The 16992-nt window shown below is 66.1% G+C and carries 16 protein-coding genes; 9 read left to right on the forward strand and 7 right to left on the reverse strand.

The window, feature by feature from the left end:
- The first annotated feature begins 101 nt into the window (after positions 1 to 101).
- Positions 102 to 1331, forward strand: a complete 1230-nt coding sequence (locus tag H8F26_RS07260) for an IS256 family transposase (protein ID WP_197159047.1) — start codon at positions 102 to 104, stop codon at positions 1329 to 1331.
- Between the two features lie 543 nt (positions 1332 to 1874).
- Here H8F26_RS07260 and argS read toward each other — a convergent pair.
- On the reverse strand, positions 1875 to 3719 hold the full coding sequence (gene argS, locus H8F26_RS07265) for an arginine--tRNA ligase (RefSeq protein ID WP_197158556.1): 1845 nt from the start codon (positions 3717 to 3719) through the stop codon (positions 1875 to 1877).
- A gap of 1048 nt (positions 3720 to 4767) precedes the next feature.
- Here argS and H8F26_RS07270 point away from each other — a divergent pair.
- Positions 4768 to 5649, forward strand: a complete 882-nt coding sequence (locus H8F26_RS07270) for a formate/nitrite transporter family protein (RefSeq protein WP_197158557.1) — start codon at positions 4768 to 4770, stop codon at positions 5647 to 5649.
- Positions 5650 to 5794: 145 nt separating this feature from the next.
- On the opposite strand, the gene cynS is transcribed toward H8F26_RS07270, so the two are convergent.
- Positions 5795 to 6223, reverse strand: coding sequence for a cyanase (cynS, locus tag H8F26_RS07275; RefSeq protein WP_370594692.1), 429 nt, complete (start codon positions 6221 to 6223; stop codon positions 5795 to 5797).
- Between the two features lie 236 nt (positions 6224 to 6459).
- On the opposite strand from cynS, the gene H8F26_RS07280 reads away from it, so the two are divergent.
- Positions 6460 to 6612, forward strand: a complete 153-nt coding sequence (locus H8F26_RS07280) for a hypothetical protein (protein ID WP_197158559.1) — start codon at positions 6460 to 6462, stop codon at positions 6610 to 6612.
- Between the two features lie 146 nt (positions 6613 to 6758).
- The gene (locus tag H8F26_RS07285; RefSeq protein WP_197158560.1) at positions 6759 to 8486 is read left to right on the forward strand and encodes a dihydroxyacetone kinase family protein; all 1728 of its coding nucleotides are present in this window, start codon (positions 6759 to 6761) and stop codon (positions 8484 to 8486) included.
- 81 nt (positions 8487 to 8567) lie between these two features.
- Here H8F26_RS07285 and H8F26_RS07290 read toward each other — a convergent pair whose 3' ends face one another.
- Positions 8568 to 9065 carry a DUF1993 family protein gene (locus H8F26_RS07290; RefSeq protein ID WP_231605530.1) on the reverse strand — a complete coding sequence of 166 codons (498 nt, stop codon included), beginning with the start codon at positions 9063 to 9065 and terminating at the stop codon, positions 8568 to 8570.
- 65 nt (positions 9066 to 9130) lie between these two features.
- Complete coding sequence (locus H8F26_RS07295; RefSeq protein ID WP_197158562.1) at positions 9131 to 9469, reverse strand: translation initiation factor; 339 nt, start codon at positions 9467 to 9469, stop codon at positions 9131 to 9133.
- Here H8F26_RS07295 and H8F26_RS07300 point away from each other — a divergent pair.
- Together H8F26_RS07300 and trpB are read left to right on the forward strand one after the other, a co-directional pair.
- A complete protein-coding gene (locus tag H8F26_RS07300; protein WP_197158563.1) occupies positions 9468 to 9737 on the forward strand; it encodes a hypothetical protein in 270 nt (89 codons plus the stop codon). The genes H8F26_RS07295 and H8F26_RS07300 overlap by 2 nt on opposite strands.
- 52 nt (positions 9738 to 9789) lie before the next feature.
- Positions 9790 to 11052 carry a tryptophan synthase subunit beta gene (gene trpB / locus H8F26_RS07305; protein WP_197159048.1) on the forward strand — a complete coding sequence of 421 codons (1263 nt, stop codon included), beginning with the start codon at positions 9790 to 9792 and terminating at the stop codon, positions 11050 to 11052.
- Position 11053: 1 nt separating this feature from the next.
- On the opposite strand, the gene H8F26_RS19310 is transcribed toward trpB, so the two are convergent.
- The 3 genes from H8F26_RS19310 to H8F26_RS07320 form a co-directional block, all read right to left on the reverse strand.
- Positions 11054 to 12127, reverse strand: a complete 1074-nt coding sequence (locus H8F26_RS19310; protein ID WP_231605531.1) for a 20S proteasome subunit A/B — start codon at positions 12125 to 12127, stop codon at positions 11054 to 11056.
- Between the two features lie 54 nt (positions 12128 to 12181).
- On the reverse strand, positions 12182 to 13171 hold the full coding sequence (locus tag H8F26_RS07315; RefSeq protein ID WP_231598050.1) for a heat-inducible transcriptional repressor HrcA: 990 nt from the start codon (positions 13169 to 13171) through the stop codon (positions 12182 to 12184).
- Between the two features lie 76 nt (positions 13172 to 13247).
- Complete coding sequence (locus tag H8F26_RS07320) at positions 13248 to 13598, reverse strand: rhodanese-like domain-containing protein (protein WP_197158564.1); 351 nt, start codon at positions 13596 to 13598, stop codon at positions 13248 to 13250.
- 67 nt (positions 13599 to 13665) lie between these two features.
- Between H8F26_RS07320 and H8F26_RS07325 the strand changes: the two genes are divergently transcribed.
- From H8F26_RS07325 to H8F26_RS07335, 3 genes are all read left to right on the forward strand, one after another.
- Complete coding sequence (locus tag H8F26_RS07325) at positions 13666 to 15240, forward strand: DUF3352 domain-containing protein (protein WP_197158565.1); 1575 nt, start codon at positions 13666 to 13668, stop codon at positions 15238 to 15240.
- Positions 15237 to 15749 (forward strand): histidine phosphatase family protein, encoded by a 513-nt coding sequence (locus tag H8F26_RS07330; RefSeq protein ID WP_197158566.1) that lies wholly within the window; start codon positions 15237 to 15239, stop codon positions 15747 to 15749. Before H8F26_RS07325 ends, H8F26_RS07330 begins: the two co-directional genes overlap by 4 nt.
- 66 nt (positions 15750 to 15815) lie before the next feature.
- Positions 15816 to 16976, forward strand: coding sequence for a citrate synthase (locus H8F26_RS07335; protein WP_197158567.1), 1161 nt, complete (start codon positions 15816 to 15818; stop codon positions 16974 to 16976).
- Positions 16977 to 16992: the final 16 nt, after the last annotated feature.

Raw genomic sequence — 16992 nt, forward strand, 5'->3', positions numbered from 1 at the left:
CCCGCCTACGTAATTGACGCGACCCGCCTACGTAGTTGACATCGGGCACTTGGCTTTCACCTGCTGACTCGTGACACACGCCCACGTCCAATCGTGCCGCAATTGAGCTGGCGCCGCTACTGGATGGCAGCAGCGCCGGTGAGCTGATCCCCGAGCTGGTGCGCCACGGCCTGCAGCAGCTGATCGAGCTGGAGGTCGCTGCCGTGCTCGGCGCAGAGCGCCATGAGCGCAGCGAGGAGCGGCTCGGCTACCGCAACGGCTACCGGCCGCGCACCCTGGCCACCCAGGTGGGGGACATCGATCTCCGCATCCCCAAACTGCGCTCCGGCAGCCACCTGCCCTCGATCCTGGAGCCGCGCCGCCGTGTGGACCAGGCCCTCTACGGCGTGGTGATGGAGGCCTACATCTGTGGGGTCTCCACCCGCAAGGTGGATGCCCTGGTCGCCGCCCTGGGATCCCAGAGCGGTATCTCCAAATCCCAGGTCAGTCGCATCTGCCAGGACATCGACGAGCAGGTTCAGGCGTTTCTGAACCGGCCCCTGCAGGAGTCCGGCTACGCCTACGTCTACCTGGATGCCACCTACCTCCACGGCCGGCTGGGCAAGGCCCTGCAGGTCTGCTCAAGGGCCGTCGTCGTCGCCATGGGGGTCAACGCCGATGGTCGCCGTGAGCTGCTGGGCCTCAAGGTGGGCGACAGCGAGAGCGAGGGCTTCTGGAGTGAGTTCCTCGCCTCGCTCAAAGAGCGCGGCCTGACTGGCGTCAAGCTGGTGATCTCCGACGCCCACGTGGGCCTCACCAAGGCCATCAGGCGCCAGCTGCAGGGCTGTGTGTGGCAGCGCTGCCGCGTCCACTTCGCCCGCAACCTTCTCCAGCGCGTCCCCAAAGCCCACCAGGGCATGGTCACCGCCGCCCTGCGCTCGGTGTTCGCTCAGGAGGATGCCGGAGAGATCCTCAGCCGCTGGGATGACCTGGCCGCCTCGCTGGCGGAGCGCTTCCCCAAGGCCACCGAGCTCATGAACGAGGCCAGAGAGGACGTGCTGGCCTTCCGTCACTTCCCGCAGCCTCACTGGAAGAAGGTCTGGAGCACCAACCTGCTGGAGCGGGTCAACGAGGAGATCAAGCGCCGCACCCGCGTCGTCGGCATCTTCCCCAACGACGCGTCGATCACCCGCCTGGTGGGCGCGGTGCTGCTGGAGCAGCACGAGCATTGGCAGCTGGAAGGCCGCCGCATGTTCTCCGCCGAAAGCATGGCTGCCATCCCGGAGCTGGAGGATCTGCCGGCCCTGCTCAGCGCCGCCGCCGCAGAGGTGCAAGACGCAGGCCCCAGGTGATTGAGGTGGCAGCGCCCCCACAGGGCGCAGCGGCCTCGATCGCCGCCCGGGGGCCGGCGCTGTAACCCCTGGGCTGCATAGAAGACTCCTGCCGCTCACAACACAGCCGCGATCAGACGAGAGACTTGACAAGTCAATCGCCTCATTTCATCGTGGAAGAACGAGGTGCATCTGCGCCTCAGGAATGACAGCCCGTCATTCCACCCTGTTCACCCTCTGAGTCAGGGCATTCGGGCCTCGGGTTTTACACCACGCAAAAGGACGCGGCCCGTCCAGTCAAGGGCGCCTAAATTGTATCCTTGGATCTCTCCTCGACAAAGCTGTCCCGCGCAAGGCTCCAATAGGGAGCCTGCTGAGAAAATTGCCATCTCTGCGCTAATAGAATAAGTAGAACTGCCCAGGCTTTCTCCTTTCTGTCAAGGCAAAAGCCTAGGAAATGTCATGGTGCACGAAGGTTGATTGGTTGGATTGATTCGGCAGCTTCGGCTCCTGCACCGATCGGTCGCCGCTGGGAGAGGCCGGATGACCTGCTGCGAGGAGCACTCACATCCGCTCCAGGGTGGGAATGCCGAGCAGCCCCAGCCCCAGCCGCAGGGTGTCGGCCGTGAGGCGGCAGAGCGCCAGGCGTCCAGGCCGGGCGCCCTCCTCAGCCTTGAGCACCGGCACCTGGTCATAGAAGCGGTTGAACACCTGGCTGAGCTCGAACAGATAGCTGCACAATCGGTTGGGTAGCAACTCCTGCTCCACCTCGGCCACCACCGCGTCGAACTTCAGCAGTTCGCGCACCAGGGCCCACTCCTGAGGCTCACTGAACTGCAGGCTGGAGGCCTCCGCCTGGCCCGCCAGGTCGCCGCCCTTGCGGGCGATGCCGGCGATCCGCACCACGGCATAGAGCAGATAGGGGGCGGTGTTGCCCTGCAGCGCCAACATCCGATCAAAGCTGAACTGATAGTTGGTGGTCCGGTTCTGGCTGAGGTCGGCATACTTCACCGCCGCCAGTCCCACGGTGGTGGCGACATGGGCGATGAAGCTTTCCTCCTCCTGGCGCCCCTCCTCGGCCAGACGGCGTCGCAGATCCGCCTCGGCCCGCTCTACCGCTTCATCGAGCAGATCCCGCAGGCGCACGGTGTCGCCCGCACGGGTCTTGAGCTTCTTGCCGTCGTCCCCCTGCACCAGGCCGAAGGGCACATGTTCCAGCTGGCCGTCTGCGGGGATCCAGCCGGCCCGCCGGGCCACCTGGAACACGCCGGCGAAATGGCTGGCCTGGCCCGCATCCGTCACGTAGATCACGCGGCGGGCGCCATCGCCGGCCGGGGGCTCGGCGAAGCGATAGCGGATGGCCGCCAGGTCGGTGGTGGCGTAGTTGAAGCCGCCATCGCTTTTTCGCACGATCACCGGCAGGGCTTTTCCGTCCTTGCCGCTCACCCCCTCCAGGAACACGCAGCCGGCGCCGTCGTCGGTCACCAGCAGACCGGTGGCTTCCAGGTCGCTCACCACGGCCTCGAGATAGGGGTTGTAGAAGGATTCGCCCCGTTCGCTGAGGCGGATGTCGAGCCGGTCGTAGATCTTCTGGAATTCCCGGCGGCTCTGGTCGCAGAGCAGCCTCCAGGCCTTCAGCGAGACCGGATCTCCCCCCTGCAGCTTCACCACCTCCTCGCGGGACGTCGCCTGGAAGACGGGGTCGTCGTCGAAGCGCTGCTTGGCCTGGCGATAGAAGGCCACCAGATCGCCCAGGTCCACCGCATCGGCGGTGATCAGCGCCTCGGGGGCCACCTGCTTGAGGTGGGTGATCAGCATGCCGAACTGGGTGCCCCAGTCACCCACGTGGTTGAGGTGCAACACCGGGTGGCCGCGGAACTCCAGCACCCGGGCCAGGCAGTCGCCGATGATCGTGGAGCGCAGATGGCCCACGTGCATCTCCTTGGCGATGTTGGGGCTGGAGAAGTCGACCACCACCGGAGCCGCCGGTGCTCCGCCGCCTTGATCGCTGCCGCCTTGGCCTCCGCCCACCTCCGCAGCCGCGGGAACGCCCAGGCGGGGGTCCCCAAGACGGGCCGCCACCTCGGCCGTGAGCCGCTCAGGGCGCAGGGTGAGGTTGATGAAGCCGGGCCCGGCGATCTGGGGCTCCAGGCAGAGTTCCGCGAAGGCTGGATCCGCCGCCAGTTCGTTCACGATCGCCGTGGCGATGGCACGGGGCGGCTGCTTCAGGGGCTTGGCCAGGGGCAGGGCGCCGTTGGCCTGGAAATCACCGAATTCGGGCTTGCTGGCCGCTGCCAACTGGGGATCCAGGCGCCGGCCATCTGCACGGGCCTCGGCGGCGGCCTGCGGAAACGCCCGCTCCATTGCCGCACACAGCTGGCTGTCGAGGGCTTGGGCGAGGCGAAGCATGGGGGAGGGCTGGAAGAGCGGCAAGCCTCCCGCCTGTGGCGGGAGAGGCCCTGATCATCCATCCGGACCGGCGGCACCCAGGTGGAGGCTTGGTGGAATGGATGGCTTGAGGCGCGGGTGATCGGGATGGCCACGTTGCAGGGCCCGTGAGACTCGCTTCGGATTCGGTCTGGACTTTCGACCGAAAGACCTCTGAAATGCACTGATGCCAGTGACTCACTGCTTGAGCATTCCCAGTCCGGGGGTGAGCTGTGCGTGGACTAAGAATCGAGGTTGGATGAAGCCCAGAGTCAACCATTCAGGAGAGATCAGCCATGCAGGAAATTCACCCCGGCCATGATCTGGCCGACGCGGTCTTGTCGTTGAAAAGCTCAGGGTGTTCACTCTCCCCATGTCCATATTCATCTGTCTATCAAGGGAATCAGGACCTCGTCGCAGCCGTCAGATCGCTGACAAGCCTTTAACGCGACGGGCTCGGAATGCTTGATGGGGAAGCGGCGCTGCGTACACATTGCCCACTCTGTGACTTTTCAGGCCGGCACCTCTATGGGAGACGATCAGCACGGTTGTGCCACGAGCTCCGAAGACCCTGGGCAGCCAGGATTGATCTTCTGTAGCATCTGTCACAACACTTCGTTCTGGCAGCACCTAGACAAGTTCCGTTGACCTTGCTTGTTTCCGACAGGTCAACATTGGACGTTATTGCGTCCACCCCTCGGGGCAGTGAATGCTTCTCGCTTCTTCGTCGTCTGTCTTGTTCCAGTACCTTCCCTGTTGAAGTGCTCCCTCTGGCTGGACATCTTGACTGAGGCGTAGTCTCATTGTCCATTCCCCTGGGGCCCTACCGGCAGGCTCTGCTTAGTTGGCGCCAACTTGATTCCACAGCTGCTTTTTCTCTTCCCATGGCCATCACTTCATGGCACCCGACAGGGTTGTCCAGGCAGGCCACCGTCCAGGTAGTGGGCTGATCGGTTGCTTCATCAACGCCATCCGTGGCTGAGGCGCCTAACTCTTTCGTTCCCAGTTCCAATTCAGTAGCACCTCAAAGATGGATTACGTCTTACCAAATGAACTCGTTGACGGCATGATTGCTGCCGGCGGCAAGAAATCCGGCGTCAGTATCAAGAATCTGTTGCTGCGAGGTTTCTACTCCGGATCCGTTCTCGGTCTGGCCTTGTGCCTTGCCCTCACGATCATGGTTCAGACCGGAATACCGTGGATCGGGTCTCTGATCTTTCCTTTCGGATTCGCCAGTATCGTGTTGTTCGGCATGGAACTGGTCACCGGTAACTTTGCCTTGCTTCCTATGGCGGTCTGGGCAGGTAAGACCACTTGGAGCAAAACCATCCGGAACTGGATCTGGGTCTGGATCGGCAATTTCCTCGGTACAGGCTTGGTGGGCATCCTGTTTGCCATCAGCCTCACCAGTGGTGGAACTGCAGATCTGGCTGCAGGGTCAGGGGATTGGGTTGCGGTCGCCAACAAGATCATCGGCCTGAATAAAGCCAACGTGATCGTCAAGTATCAGTCCCTCGGTGTCCTTGGTTTCTTTCTTGCCTTTGTCCGAGGCCTTATTGCCAACTGGTTGGTCTGCCTTGGTGTCACACTGGCGCTCGTCAGCAAAAGTGTTCCTGGAAAGATCCTTGCCTGCTGGCTGCCAATCACGGCGTTCCAGGCTCTCGGTATGGAACATATCGTGGTCAACATGTTCCTGCACACCACAGGGCCTCTTCTGGGCTCTGGCGTAAGTTTCGGACAGATTGCATTTTGGAATTACCTGCCTGTCACTATGGGAAATATTGTTGGTGGGATGGTGTTCATCGGTATGCTCTTCTACAGCACCCATCGCACAACGGTCAGCAATGTGCTGCCCACGGTGCATGATGAGAAGCTTGAGCGTGAGTTGGCTGCCGAGCTTGGCGCCCGTTGATGATCTGGGTAAGCTGATTTAAAAGTCGACTTTCTCAACGGCTTTCAACAATCAGCAAGGTCTCCAACGATCAGACCCGTCGCATTGCGACGGGTCCTTTTTCGTTACTGGCTGATTCGGCCGGTGGGCACGCGCAGCGCCTGGATCACCACTTCTTGTAAGGCAGGAACTTGCCGCACATGGTGATCTTCACTCGGTCCCCGGCGGGATTGGCTTCTTTGTCCACGTGCAAGGTAAAGTCGATCGCGCTCATAATGCCATCGCCAAACTTCTCCTGGATCACATCCTTGAGTGGCATGCCGTACACCTGCATGATCTCGTAAAAACGATAGATCAATGGATCAGTGGGAATCACCGGATCCAGCGATCCCTTGGTAGGGAAATCCTGCAATGCAGCGATGATTTCCGCATCCAGGTCCAGCAGCTCACCCAGTTGGGTTGCCTCGTCCGCCGAGGCGGTGGCCTGGAGATAAAACAGGGAGGCTACCCAGACTTCGTCGCGGCCCAGCTTGGCGCCCAGGTCGGCAAAGCTCATTCCCTTGGCTTTTTTGGCAGCCAGCAATGCAGAGATCATTGTGTCTTGGTTCGCAGTCATGAACAACGGTTGTCGTGATGTCCGCTACCGCATCAGGCCGTGCCATTGGATCATGGCCTGATGTCAGTTGCGAACTCCTGACTATCGATTGATCGACGCGTCTTGCTGGCATCAATCACTACAGATCTGGATTTCACCAGGCCTTTTGGATGATTTTCATACAGACGTCGTCCGATGGTCTGATTGGAATGAGGTCGACCTGTGTGAGCTGCCGGATGGTTCATGCCCTCATTTCCTACCTTCGCCATCTAGGCCTGTTTGAGCCAGTCCCCTCTCTGATCCTCCAGCGGCTCTACGTCGCTGCCGGCCGTGATCATCCTGCCCACCCCCGCCACGGTCGCTACGACGGCCTCACGGCCTGTGAGTGACCGCGGCGTTCGGCACCGTCCCGATGGTCCTGGGTAGTGAGATGGGTGGTACAGCATGACGCTGTCATGAAACTCCTGGGCCGCAACAGCAGCAGGGTCCATGCTGATGCTGACGATCCGGACGGCCCCATTCGGGGTCTCAGAGCATGACGCACCTGATCACCGATCCCGGCCGCTTTGCGGTACAGGCCAAGGCTGGGTTCGTGGCTGCGAATCGCCGCCGGGTGCGGGCCGTGGCGGGTGGTGTCGTGCGTGCCTCAGGCCTCGTCAGGGGACGGGTGGCCGTGGTGACCGGCGGTGGGTCCGGCCACTATCCCGCGTTCATGGGCTTTGTCGGGATGGGCATGGCCGCCGGTGCCGCCTGCGGCAACATCTTCGCGTCGCCGTCGGCTGGCCAGATCGTCAGTGTGAGCCGTGAGGTGAATCGGGGCGCTGGTTTCCTGCTCACTTTCGGGAATTACACCGGCGACATGTTGCAGTTCGGCCTGGCGGCGGAACGCCTGCGTTCCGAGGGCCACGATGTGCGCATTGTGGCGGTGAGTGATGACATCGCCAGTGCCCCGCCCTCCGCCATGAATCAGCGCCGTGGCATTGCCGGCGGGCTGGCGGTGTACAAGGTGGCCGGTGCGGCTGCCGAAGCAGGCCTGGACCTGGATGCGGTGGAGAGGCTGGCCCGGCGGACCAATGCCCGCACCCGAACCCTCGGTGTGGCCTTCAGCGGCTGCACCCTGCCGGGGGCGGAGTCTCCCTTGTTCTCTGTGCCGGCGGGTCGCATGGCCGTGGGGCTGGGCGTGCACGGCGAGCCGGGGCTGGAGGAGCGTCCTCTCCCCGACGCTGCCGGACTGGCGGAGCTGCTGGTGGCTGCGCTGCTGGCGGAAAGCCCGGATGACATACCGCCCCAGGAGGCTCGGGTAGTGGTGCTGCTCAACGGGTTGGGCGGGTTCAAATATGAGGAGCTGTTCAGCCTCTTCGATGCGGTGGCAAGCAATCTTGAGGCCAGGGGCGTGCGGATCGTCGATGCCGAATGTGGCGAACTGGTCACCAGCCTGGAGATGGCCGGGCTGTCTCTCAGTCTCTTCTGGCTCGACGATGAGCTCGAGCCGTTCTGGCAAGCCCCAGCCGACAGCGCTGCTTTCCAACGCGGCCATCCGACACTCGGCCCGACGACCGCTCCGGAACGGGAGGCAGACGCTCCTGCCCCGATTCCGCCGGCATCAGCGCGCGACAGTCCAGCTGGCCAGGGGGATCAGCTGATCTGGGCCCGTCGGGTGCTGGAGGGCCTCCAGAAGGCCCAGGCAGCGTTGGAGGCGAGCCACCAGGAGCTGGGCCAGCTCGATGCCATCGCAGGAGACGGCGACCATGGCCTGGGCATGGTGCGGGGCGTCGGTGGGGCGGTGGCTGCTGCCCAGCGGGCGGTGGACGACCAGGGCAGCGTGGCCCGTGTCTTGCTGGAAGCCGGAGAGGCCTGGTCTGAGCAGGGCGGCGGCAGCTCCGGTGCCCTCTGGGGCATTGGTCTGGCGGCTGCCGGCAATGCCCTCGCCGCGGCGGATCGATTGGATCCAACCGCCCTGGCCGGAGCCGTCGCCGCCGCTCTTGGCGCCATTCGGAATCTCGGCAAGGCCCAGGCTGGCGACAAGACCCTGGTCGATGCCCTGATCCCTTTCTCGGAACGGTTGAGCAGCGGTATCGCCCAAGGGGAGTCGGCTGCCAGGGCCTGGTCTGAGGCGGCCAGCTGCGCAGTGCATGCTGCCCAGGCCACAGCCGAGCTGTTGCCCCGACTGGGTCGAGCCCGATCCCATGGCGCCAGGAGCGTCGGCCACCCCGATCCAGGCGCCGTTTCCCTGGCGGAGGTGTCGGTGGCCGTTCAGATCTGAGCCTGGCCTGGGCGCCTCAGGACCCTTGCCCACCCCATGGAGAGGCATCGTGTCGATGGCAATGGGCTGGAGGCGAAGATTTCAGGATGCGCCCAGGAAATCGCGCTTGCCGAGGACAACACCGTTGTGGCGCAGGATGTTGTAAGCGGTGGTGACGTGGAAATAGACGTTCGGCAGCACGAAGCTGCTCAGAAAGGGCCAGCCCGGCATCGTGATCGTCTGATCGCGGCCGATCGGCACTGTGATCAGCCGTTCTTCCGAGCCGTTCAGCTGTTCCGTCGGCACGCTTTCGATGAAGGTGATCGTGTGCTGCAGCCGCTCGATCAGTTCGGCGAAACTGGTTTCGCTGTCCTCCACCGCTGGCGCTTCGGATCCGGCCAGCCGGGCGACCCCTCGGCGGGCGATGTCCGAGGCGATCTGCACCTGACGCACCAGGGGGAACATGTCGGGATAGAGGCGGCTCTGCAGCAGCACCGCCGGATCGATGCTGTGGGCTTTCGCGTGGGCCTGCCCCTTGGCGAGCACGGCAGCGAGATTGGTCAGCGTCCGCGTCAGCGGCAGCACCGACGCATCAACCATCGAGAGTTGCATCGGTAAGACAGTGGAATCTATGAGATCTCACAACCCTAGGGGCCCTGCTCGCGTCATCCCCCTGCCTGCTTCGGCCGAAAACCAGCCTGCTCAAGGGCGGAAAGAGCCGCGGCCACCTGATCGCCCTGGAGTTCGATCACGCCATCTTTGAGGGTGCCGCCGGTACCGGCGGAGGCCTTCAGCTGCTTCAGCAGGGTCCTGCTTTCAGCCTCGCCGATCTCCAGCCCGGTGATGGCGGTCACCAGCTTGCCGCCCTTGCCCGCTTTGGTGCGTTGCACCCGCACCCGCTGCTGGGCACGTGGCTGAGCGGCGGCATCCCCCGCACCAGCGCGCTGCAGGCTTTCCGGCCGGCTGCCGCCACTGCTGAATTCGGTCCAGCCCCCCTTGGCCATGGCTCCATCCTTCGCTACCACCCACTCCAGCGCACCGCCCTTCCACTCCGCCAACGCCCCCACCGTGGATCTTCCCCCCCTGCAGCTGGAAATGCTGCGGATCGGCCTGCAGGGCGAACCTGCCGCCGCTCTCTGCCGCAAGGCGCCGCTGCGACCCGACAGCCTCCGTTCCTCCGTGTCCGGAGCAGCCGACTGCACCCTCGAGCCGGACTGGCTGCGTATTGATGAACCGCCCGGCTGGCCGGTGGCGCCGCCGCCACCGCCCTGAGCACGGCTTCCTACGCTGGGATCACCCCGTCCAGCCGCCGGTGACCAGCACCCTGTCAGCGCAGACCCCAGCCCCGGGGCAGCCCGATGCCACGGCCCTCGACCCGTCGGCACGGCCCACCCCGGGCGGTCGCTTCGGGCGGTATGGCGGCCAGTACGTGCCTGAAACCTTGATGCCGGCCCTGGCGGAACTGGAGCAGGCGGCGGCCGAAGCCTGGGCCGATCCAGGCTTCACCGATCGGCTGAATCACCTGCTGCGCACCTACGTGGGCCGGCCCACGCCCCTTTACGAGGCCGAACGACTCACGGCCCACTACGCCCGTCCCGAAGGCGGTCCGCGCCTCTGGCTGAAGCGGGAAGACCTCAACCACACCGGCGCCCACAAGATCAACAACGCCCTAGGGCAGGCACTTCTGGCCCTGCGCATGGGCAAGCAACGGATCATCGCCGAGACCGGCGCCGGCCAGCATGGCGTGGCCACCGCCACCGTCTGTGCCCGCTTCGGCCTGGAGTGTGTGATCTACATGGGCGCCGAAGACATGCGCCGCCAGGCTTTGAACGTCTTCCGCATGCGGTTGCTGGGGGCCACCGTGCAACCCGTCACCGCGGGTACCGCCACCCTCAAGGACGCCACCAGCGAGGCCATCCGCGACTGGGTCACCAACGTGGAGACGACCCACTACATCCTCGGCTCGGTGGCGGGGCCGCACCCCTATCCGATGCTGGTGCGCGACTTCCATGCCTGCATCGGCCGGGAGGCGAAGGCGCAGTGCCAGGAGGCCTTCGGTCGCCTGCCGGACGTGCTGATCGCCTGCGTGGGCGGGGGCTCCAATGCCATGGGCCTGTTCCACCCCTTCGTGGAGGACACCTCCGTGCGCCTGATCGGGGTGGAGGCCGCCGGCGACGGTGTGGCCACGGGTCGCCACGCCGCCACGATCACTGAAGGGCGCGTCGGGGTGCTGCATGGCGCCATGAGCCTGCTGCTGCAGGACAGCGAAGGCCAGGTCCAGGAGGCCCATTCGATCAGCGCCGGCCTCGACTACCCGGGAGTGGGCCCCGAACACAGCTACCTCAAGGAGATCGGCCGGGCCGAATACGGTGCCGTGACGGACGCCGAAGCCCTGCGGGCGCTGCAGTTGGTGTGTGAACTCGAGGGGATCATTCCGGCCCTCGAAACCGCCCACGCCTTCGCCTGGCTCGAGACCCTCTGCCCCACCCTTGCCCCCGGAACGGAGGTGGTGCTCAACCTCTCAGGCCGCGGCGACAAAGACGTCAACACCGTGGCCGACAAGCTGGGCGGCAGGCTCGAGGGCTGAGTCAGAGGGGATCCTCTTCCCAGGCGAAACGCGGCAGGCGGCGCAGGCCGTCCTGCATGCTGCGGGCCCAGATGTCCATCGAGCGGCCGATCTCCGGTGCCCCCTTGGAGAGCTTGATGCGGCGCGAGATCCGAAGCTCGTCACGGGGCATCAGGGCCACCTCAAACGGGGGGCCCACCGTGAGGTTGGAGCGTCGCGTGATGATCTGGGAAATCAGGCACAGCCGCGCCGCATCCTCCAGGGACAGGCCGCAATGCCCCACGAAATCAAGCGGAGGCTTGCCGTACTTGCTTTCACCGATCTGCAGGAAGGGGGTTTCGCGGGTGGCCATCACCGCGTTGCCCTGGGGGTAGATCAGAACCAGGCCATGGCGGTCACCGCGGATCTGGCCGCCCAGGATGAAGCTGGCTTCGGCACTGGCTCCCGACTGCCGCAGGGTATGGCCGTATTCCTGCTGAACCGCCACGCTGACGCGACCCACATAGTCGGCCGCTTCAAACAGGAAGCGGGCGCTGAGCAGGTCGGGCAGGGATGAGTCCCGCAGACCCACGGCCTCTCGATCCACTCCCTCCCGACCCACTGCCGCGCGATCCACTGCCTGCCGGTCCAATCCCTCCCAGTCCGCTGCCGCCCGGGAGGACGGGTTCCCGGCTTTGACGGAGCTGGTCACCGAGGCGAAATCAGAAGCCCAGGCAGCGAGCGGTCCGGCAGCCGGTGCCGTGGAGCCGGTTGCCGCATCAGGACTGATGGGGCAGGAATCGGCGAACACCTCCGTTTCCTGCGGTGGTTGGCTCGGTTGCTGCATCAGGCTGGAGCCGATGCCCACCGCTGGGCCACTGCCCACGCCAGGGGGGGTGCTCACGCCCTTGGCCAGCAGATCACGGTGGATCCGGTTCAGCACCGCCTGGGTGGTGGCGAGGTTGCCGGCGGCCAGGAGCACGAACAACCGGTCTTCTGACGGCTGAAACACGTGCATCTTGCTGTAGGTGGAGATGTAATCCACCCCGGCGTTGGTCCGGGAATCAGATGCGAAGACCAGCCCCGAATCGAGAAGAAAGCCGACGCAATAGGTCATTCCGGGGTCGGGAGGAAAGAGGGGCGGGCAGGGTCCATCCGGCAGCCGCAGCCCTCAGCTGAGCAGGCGTTGCAGAATCGAGGCTACCGATCGGACTGTCGCCCGAGCCGTGGCGTACGCCATCCGCATCGGTCCGATCAGGGCAACATGGCCCAGGCCACCGTCGCCGCTGCGATAACTGGCCTGCACCACGGCGCAGTCATGCAGGGCGACGTGGGGGTGTTCGCGGCCGATCCAGATCGCATCCCCTTCAGGGCCGAGCACCTGCCGCGGCCGCTCTTCAACCAGTTGCACAAGTGGCCGCAGGCTGGCGGTGCGGCTGAATTCCGGCTGTCCAAGCAATCCCCCCAGTCCGATCGCGAGGGCGTTATCAGCATCATCGGCATCGCTGCTGGCACGGCTGGCCAGGGCCTGGCGCAGCACCCGGCCACTGCGCTGCAGCTCGCGCGGCAACTGCTCCCAGGAGATGCCGGGCTCCCCCGGCCGGCGCAGTTGCTGATTGGCCCAGCGCTCCAGCACAGGCAACTCCAGCTCCGTTTCGCCCGGAAGGCGCACGTTGAGGCTGGTGGCCACCGCCGGGGCCTGCACCAGAAACACCAGCAGGCGATCGTGGCTGCCCATCAGCCGGATCGCCTGGAGCCGCGGCTCGGCCCGTTGCGGCCGGGTGATCAGGCTGAGCAGCCCGGTGAGATCGGCCAGCCGCCGGCCGAGGTGACGCAGCAGGTCGTCCAGGCTGGCCCACTGAAGGCTGAGGCCGGTGAGTTCACGCTCCAGTTGCAGGGCAGCCGCACCGGGGGCCGGCAGCAGCTGATCCACATAGGTGCGGTAGCCCCGCTCGCTGGGGATACGGCCGGCGGAGGTATGGGGCTGGGTCAGCAAGCCCCGCTGTTCCAGGGCGCCCATGGCCGATCGCACCGTGGCCGGGCTGGCGGGGAGGCCGAAGCGACGCACCAGGGTGCTGCTTCCCACCGGCTCCATCGTGTCGACGTAGTGCCTCACCGTGGCTTGAAGCACCTGCTGTTGGCGGCGGGGCAGGCTGTCCACGGGAAGGGGCCGGCACGGACCCGGTCAGAGTGGCGTTGAGCTTAGAGAGCTTCCAGCGCCTGCGCCAGACTGGAGATCAGTAGCGGGGCACGCTGGGATCCACAAGCACGCTCCAGGCGTCGATGCCCCCCCGCAGATTCCAGACCCGCTCATAGCCCTGTGTCTCCATCAACCAGCAGCCGAACTGCCAGCTGCGCACGCCGGCATGACAGAGCACAACGATGTCGGCCTCCGGATCGAGCCGCTGCGGCAGCTCCGCCAGCCACTCCTGGGAGCGGCTGAGTGGTAGGTGCACCGTGGGATGGGATAACCGGGCCAGCGCCAGTTCCTGGTCCTCCCGCACATCCACCAGTTGCAGGGGGCGTTCCGCCTGCAGCCATTGCTGCAGCTCGCTGGCGCTGAGGGAGCTCGGGCTGGCGGAGGCCATGGCGTGGGGGAGTGGGCGGTCAAGGTAGGGGCTTGGCATCAAGATGGGGCCACCTTGCGTAGGGCGCATGAAGGCCCGCCCCTTCCTGGCGGTCGTGCTGCTGGTGGCGGTGTTGCTGCTGAGTCTCGGCCTGGCGGGCTGGTGGCTCGTCTGGCAGCGCAGCCCCCTCCAGCTCCAGCGTCAGCCCCTGGTGGTGCCGCTGTCAGCCCGCTTTGTGCCCCGCTCCGCCCCCCTGGCCCTCTACCTGCTGGCGGATGGCAACCAACCGGTCGACTACGCCCGCGCCGTTGCCCCCACCAGCCAGCGCCGACCATCAGCCGAGGCTGTGGCGCGCCTGCGGGATGGCGCCTTCGCGGCTGCCGGAATCGATTACAGCGGTGAACTGGCCGAGTGGCTCGGCCCCGAGATCACCCTCGCCCTGCTGGAGACCGGCGCCGATCCCGGCGACACCGGCTGGCTGCTGGCCCTGCGCAGCCGCGATGACCAGGGCGCTCGCCGTTTCCTGCAGCGCTTCTGGCAGACCCGCAGCCTGGCGGGCACCGACCTGCAGATCAGCCGCTACCGCGGCATGGGCCTGATCAGCGGCCGCGGAGCCCTGCTGGGGCAGGAGCCCGCCCCCCTGGCCACAGCCCTGATCGACGATGACCTGGTCCTGATCGGATCGGGCCGTGGCGTGCTGGAGCAGGCGCTCGACGTCTCCCAGATCGATGAACTCAACCAGGCCGCCAGTTCCCGCTTTCAGCAGCAGCTGCAGCAGCTTGAACGGGGCGTGGTTGTGGTGCAGGCCCGGCCCGAGGCTCTGCAGCGCTGGCTGGGCCTGCCGGCCTCCCTCGCCGATGACAGCCGTGTCACGGATCTGGTGGCCGCCCTGCGGCCCCAGGGCACCGCTCTGGTGGTGGATGCCCTGCTGGGCTGGAAGGAGCCGGGCCTGCAGCTCGATCCGGCCGAACCCGAGGGACCGCTGAACCAGCTGCGGGGTTCCTCGCGCCAGCTGCTGCTGCTGCAGAACCCGGCCAGCCTGCTGGCCTCACCGCTGGCGCCGGCGCTGGCACCCCTGGCCGGGTCATCAGACGAGGAGTCGTTGCCGGCCCTGGTGGCGACCCGTGATGCCGGTCCCCTGCTCTGGAGCGAGACCGCCGATGGCTGGGTGCTGGGCACAGCGGCCGACCGACCCGCTCTCGCCGACCTGGCGGCCGATCTTGAGCGGCAGGGGCTGGTGATGGCGCCTCTGACACTCGCCTCCCGTGGTACCGACCCGGTGCAGGTGTGGACCCGGCTGAGCCTGGCGGACGGTCGTGGCGATCGGCAGCTGCAGGCCTCCCTGGCCGGCGCCCGCAGCCAGTCCGGTGCCTGGGCCTGGTGGGGGCAGAACCTGGCGGTGCTCGACCGGCAGCAGTCGGCCCGGGGGCTTCCCCATGCTCGTCTGGAGCAGCTCACCGCCCTGGCGATGCCCTCGGCCCCACTGCAGCGGGCCATGGCCGCCGCTCCGGCCCGCGACTGGATCGAGGGCTGGCAACCCTGGCGGCTCCTCTCCGGTCTGGCCGGCACTCGCCTGAGCGAGCCGGTGCAGGGGGCCTCCTTCGCGGCCCAGGCCGACGGAGAAGCCCTGCGCCTGCGCGCCCGCCTGGAGCTGGCCGGATGAGCGAGGGGCGGGAACTGCTGCTGCTTCGCCATGGCATCGCCGAGGAGCGTTCACCGGACCGGCCCGACGCGGGACGCGGCCTCACCCCACGGGGCGATCGCCGCACCCGCGCCGTGGTGGAGCGCCTCTGCGCCCTGAACCTGGGCTGCGAGCTGTGGTTCACCAGTCCGCTGCTGCGCGCCCGCCAGACCGCCGCCATCGCCGCCGATCTGGGCCTGGCACCGCTCCCACTCGAGGCCCCCGAACTGGCCCCGGAGGCCGATGCCGCACCCCTGCTGGAGCGCTGCCTGGCTGGCGATGGCGAACTGCCCGCCTGGAGCCGTCTGGGCCTGGTGGGCCATGAACCCGACCTCAGCGCCCTGGCAGCTAGGCTGATTGGTGCGCCCCTCGAAGCGCTGGAGCTGCGCAAGGCCGGCGTGATCCTGCTGGCCCTGCCGTCCCGGGGGCTGCCCTGGGGCCACAGCGCCCTGCGATTGCTGCTCTCGCCACGCTCCCTGCTGGCATCCTGAGGTTGCGCCTGGTGGGATGCACTACGGCGCACCCCAGCCCCTGGCCGTAGGGTCTGCAGCAGTGGAATGCCTGGCACGGTGGATCCGTCTTCCTCTTCTCCTCCCTTCCGTCCGGGTCTGGAGGGCGTACCGGCCACCCAGTCGGCGATCTGCGACATCGACGGACAGCAGGGCCTGCTCACCTACCGCGGCTACGACGTGGATGAGCTGGCGGACCGCAGCAGCTTCCTCGAAACGGCCTATCTGCTCATCTGGGGAGACCTGCCCACGGCCTCCCAGCTCGCCTCGTTCCAGCATGAGGTGCAGATGCACCGCCGGGTGAGCTTCCGCATCCGGGACATGATGAAGTGCTTCCCGGCCACGGGGCACCCCATGGACGCGCTGCAGTCGAGCGCGGCCTCACTGGGGCTGTTCTATTCCCGCCGTGCCCTCGACAACCCCGAATACATCTTTGAGGCGGTGGTCCGGCTGATTGCCAAGATCCCCACGATGGTGGCTGCGTTCCAGCTGATCCGCAAAGGCCAGGATCCGATCCAGCCCCGCGACGATCTCTCCTACGCCGCCAACTTCCTCTACATGATCACTGAGCGGGAGCCCGATCCCCTGGCGGCCCGCATCTTCGATGCCTGTCTGATCCTGCACGCCGAGCACAGCCTCAACGCCAGCACCTTCAGTGCCCGCGTCACCGCCAGCACCCTCACCGATCCCTACGCCGTGGTGGCCTCGGCCGTTGGCACCCTCGCCGGCCCCCTGCATGGCGGCGCCAACGAAGACGTGCTGGCCATGCTCGAAACGATCGGCAGCGCCGACCGGGTGGAGGCCTGGCTGGATCAGGCGATTGCCGAGAAGCAGAAGATCATGGGCTTCGGCCACCGTGAGTACAAGGTGAAGGATCCCCGTGCGGTGATCCTGCAGCGCCTGGCCGAGGATCTGTTCGATCGCTTCGGCCACGACCCCCTCTACGACCTGGCCCGCCAGCTGGAGGATGCTGCCGCCGTGCGGCTGGGTCCGAAGGGCATCTATCCGAATGTGGACTTCTATTCCGGCCTGGTGTATCGAAAGCTCGGCATCCCCCGCGATCTGTTCACCCCGATCTTCGCGATCGCCCGCACCGCCGGCTGGCTGGCCCACTGGAAAGAGCAGCTGGGTGCGAATCGCATCTACCGACCCACGCAGATCTACACCGGCACCAGCGATCTCAGCTGGGTACCCCTGGAGGCCCGCTGATCGCGCTTTCGCAGCG

It is taken from the genome of Synechococcus sp. CBW1006 (assembly GCF_015840525.1).
Taxonomy (GTDB): Bacteria; Cyanobacteriota; Cyanobacteriia; order PCC-6307; family Cyanobiaceae; genus CBW1002.

Excerpts from the sequence above, each read along its gene's own strand:
- argS (WP_197158556.1), bottom strand. The coding sequence starts at position 3,719 with ATGCTTCGCCTCGCCCAAGCCCTCGACAGCCAGCTGTGTGCGGCAATG.
- H8F26_RS07270 (WP_197158557.1), top strand. The coding sequence starts at position 4,768 with ATGGATTACGTCTTACCAAATGAACTCGTTGACGGCATGATTGCTGCC.
- cynS (WP_370594692.1), bottom strand. The coding sequence starts at position 6,223 with ATGATCTCTGCATTGCTGGCTGCCAAAAAAGCCAAGGGAATGAGCTTT.
- H8F26_RS07280 (WP_197158559.1), top strand. The coding sequence starts at position 6,460 with ATGGTTCATGCCCTCATTTCCTACCTTCGCCATCTAGGCCTGTTTGAG.
- H8F26_RS07285 (WP_197158560.1), top strand. The coding sequence starts at position 6,759 with ATGACGCACCTGATCACCGATCCCGGCCGCTTTGCGGTACAGGCCAAG.
- H8F26_RS07290 (WP_231605530.1), bottom strand. The coding sequence starts at position 9,065 with ATGGTTGATGCGTCGGTGCTGCCGCTGACGCGGACGCTGACCAATCTC.
- H8F26_RS07300 (WP_197158563.1), top strand. The coding sequence starts at position 9,468 with ATGGCTCCATCCTTCGCTACCACCCACTCCAGCGCACCGCCCTTCCAC.
- H8F26_RS07295 (WP_197158562.1), bottom strand. The coding sequence starts at position 9,469 with ATGGCCAAGGGGGGCTGGACCGAATTCAGCAGTGGCGGCAGCCGGCCG.
- H8F26_RS19310 (WP_231605531.1), bottom strand. The coding sequence starts at position 12,127 with ATGACCTATTGCGTCGGCTTTCTTCTCGATTCGGGGCTGGTCTTCGCA.
- H8F26_RS07320 (WP_197158564.1), bottom strand. The coding sequence starts at position 13,598 with ATGGCCTCCGCCAGCCCGAGCTCCCTCAGCGCCAGCGAGCTGCAGCAA.
- H8F26_RS07325 (WP_197158565.1), top strand. The coding sequence starts at position 13,666 with ATGAAGGCCCGCCCCTTCCTGGCGGTCGTGCTGCTGGTGGCGGTGTTG.
- H8F26_RS07330 (WP_197158566.1), top strand. The coding sequence starts at position 15,237 with ATGAGCGAGGGGCGGGAACTGCTGCTGCTTCGCCATGGCATCGCCGAG.
- H8F26_RS07335 (WP_197158567.1), top strand. The coding sequence starts at position 15,816 with ATGCCTGGCACGGTGGATCCGTCTTCCTCTTCTCCTCCCTTCCGTCCG.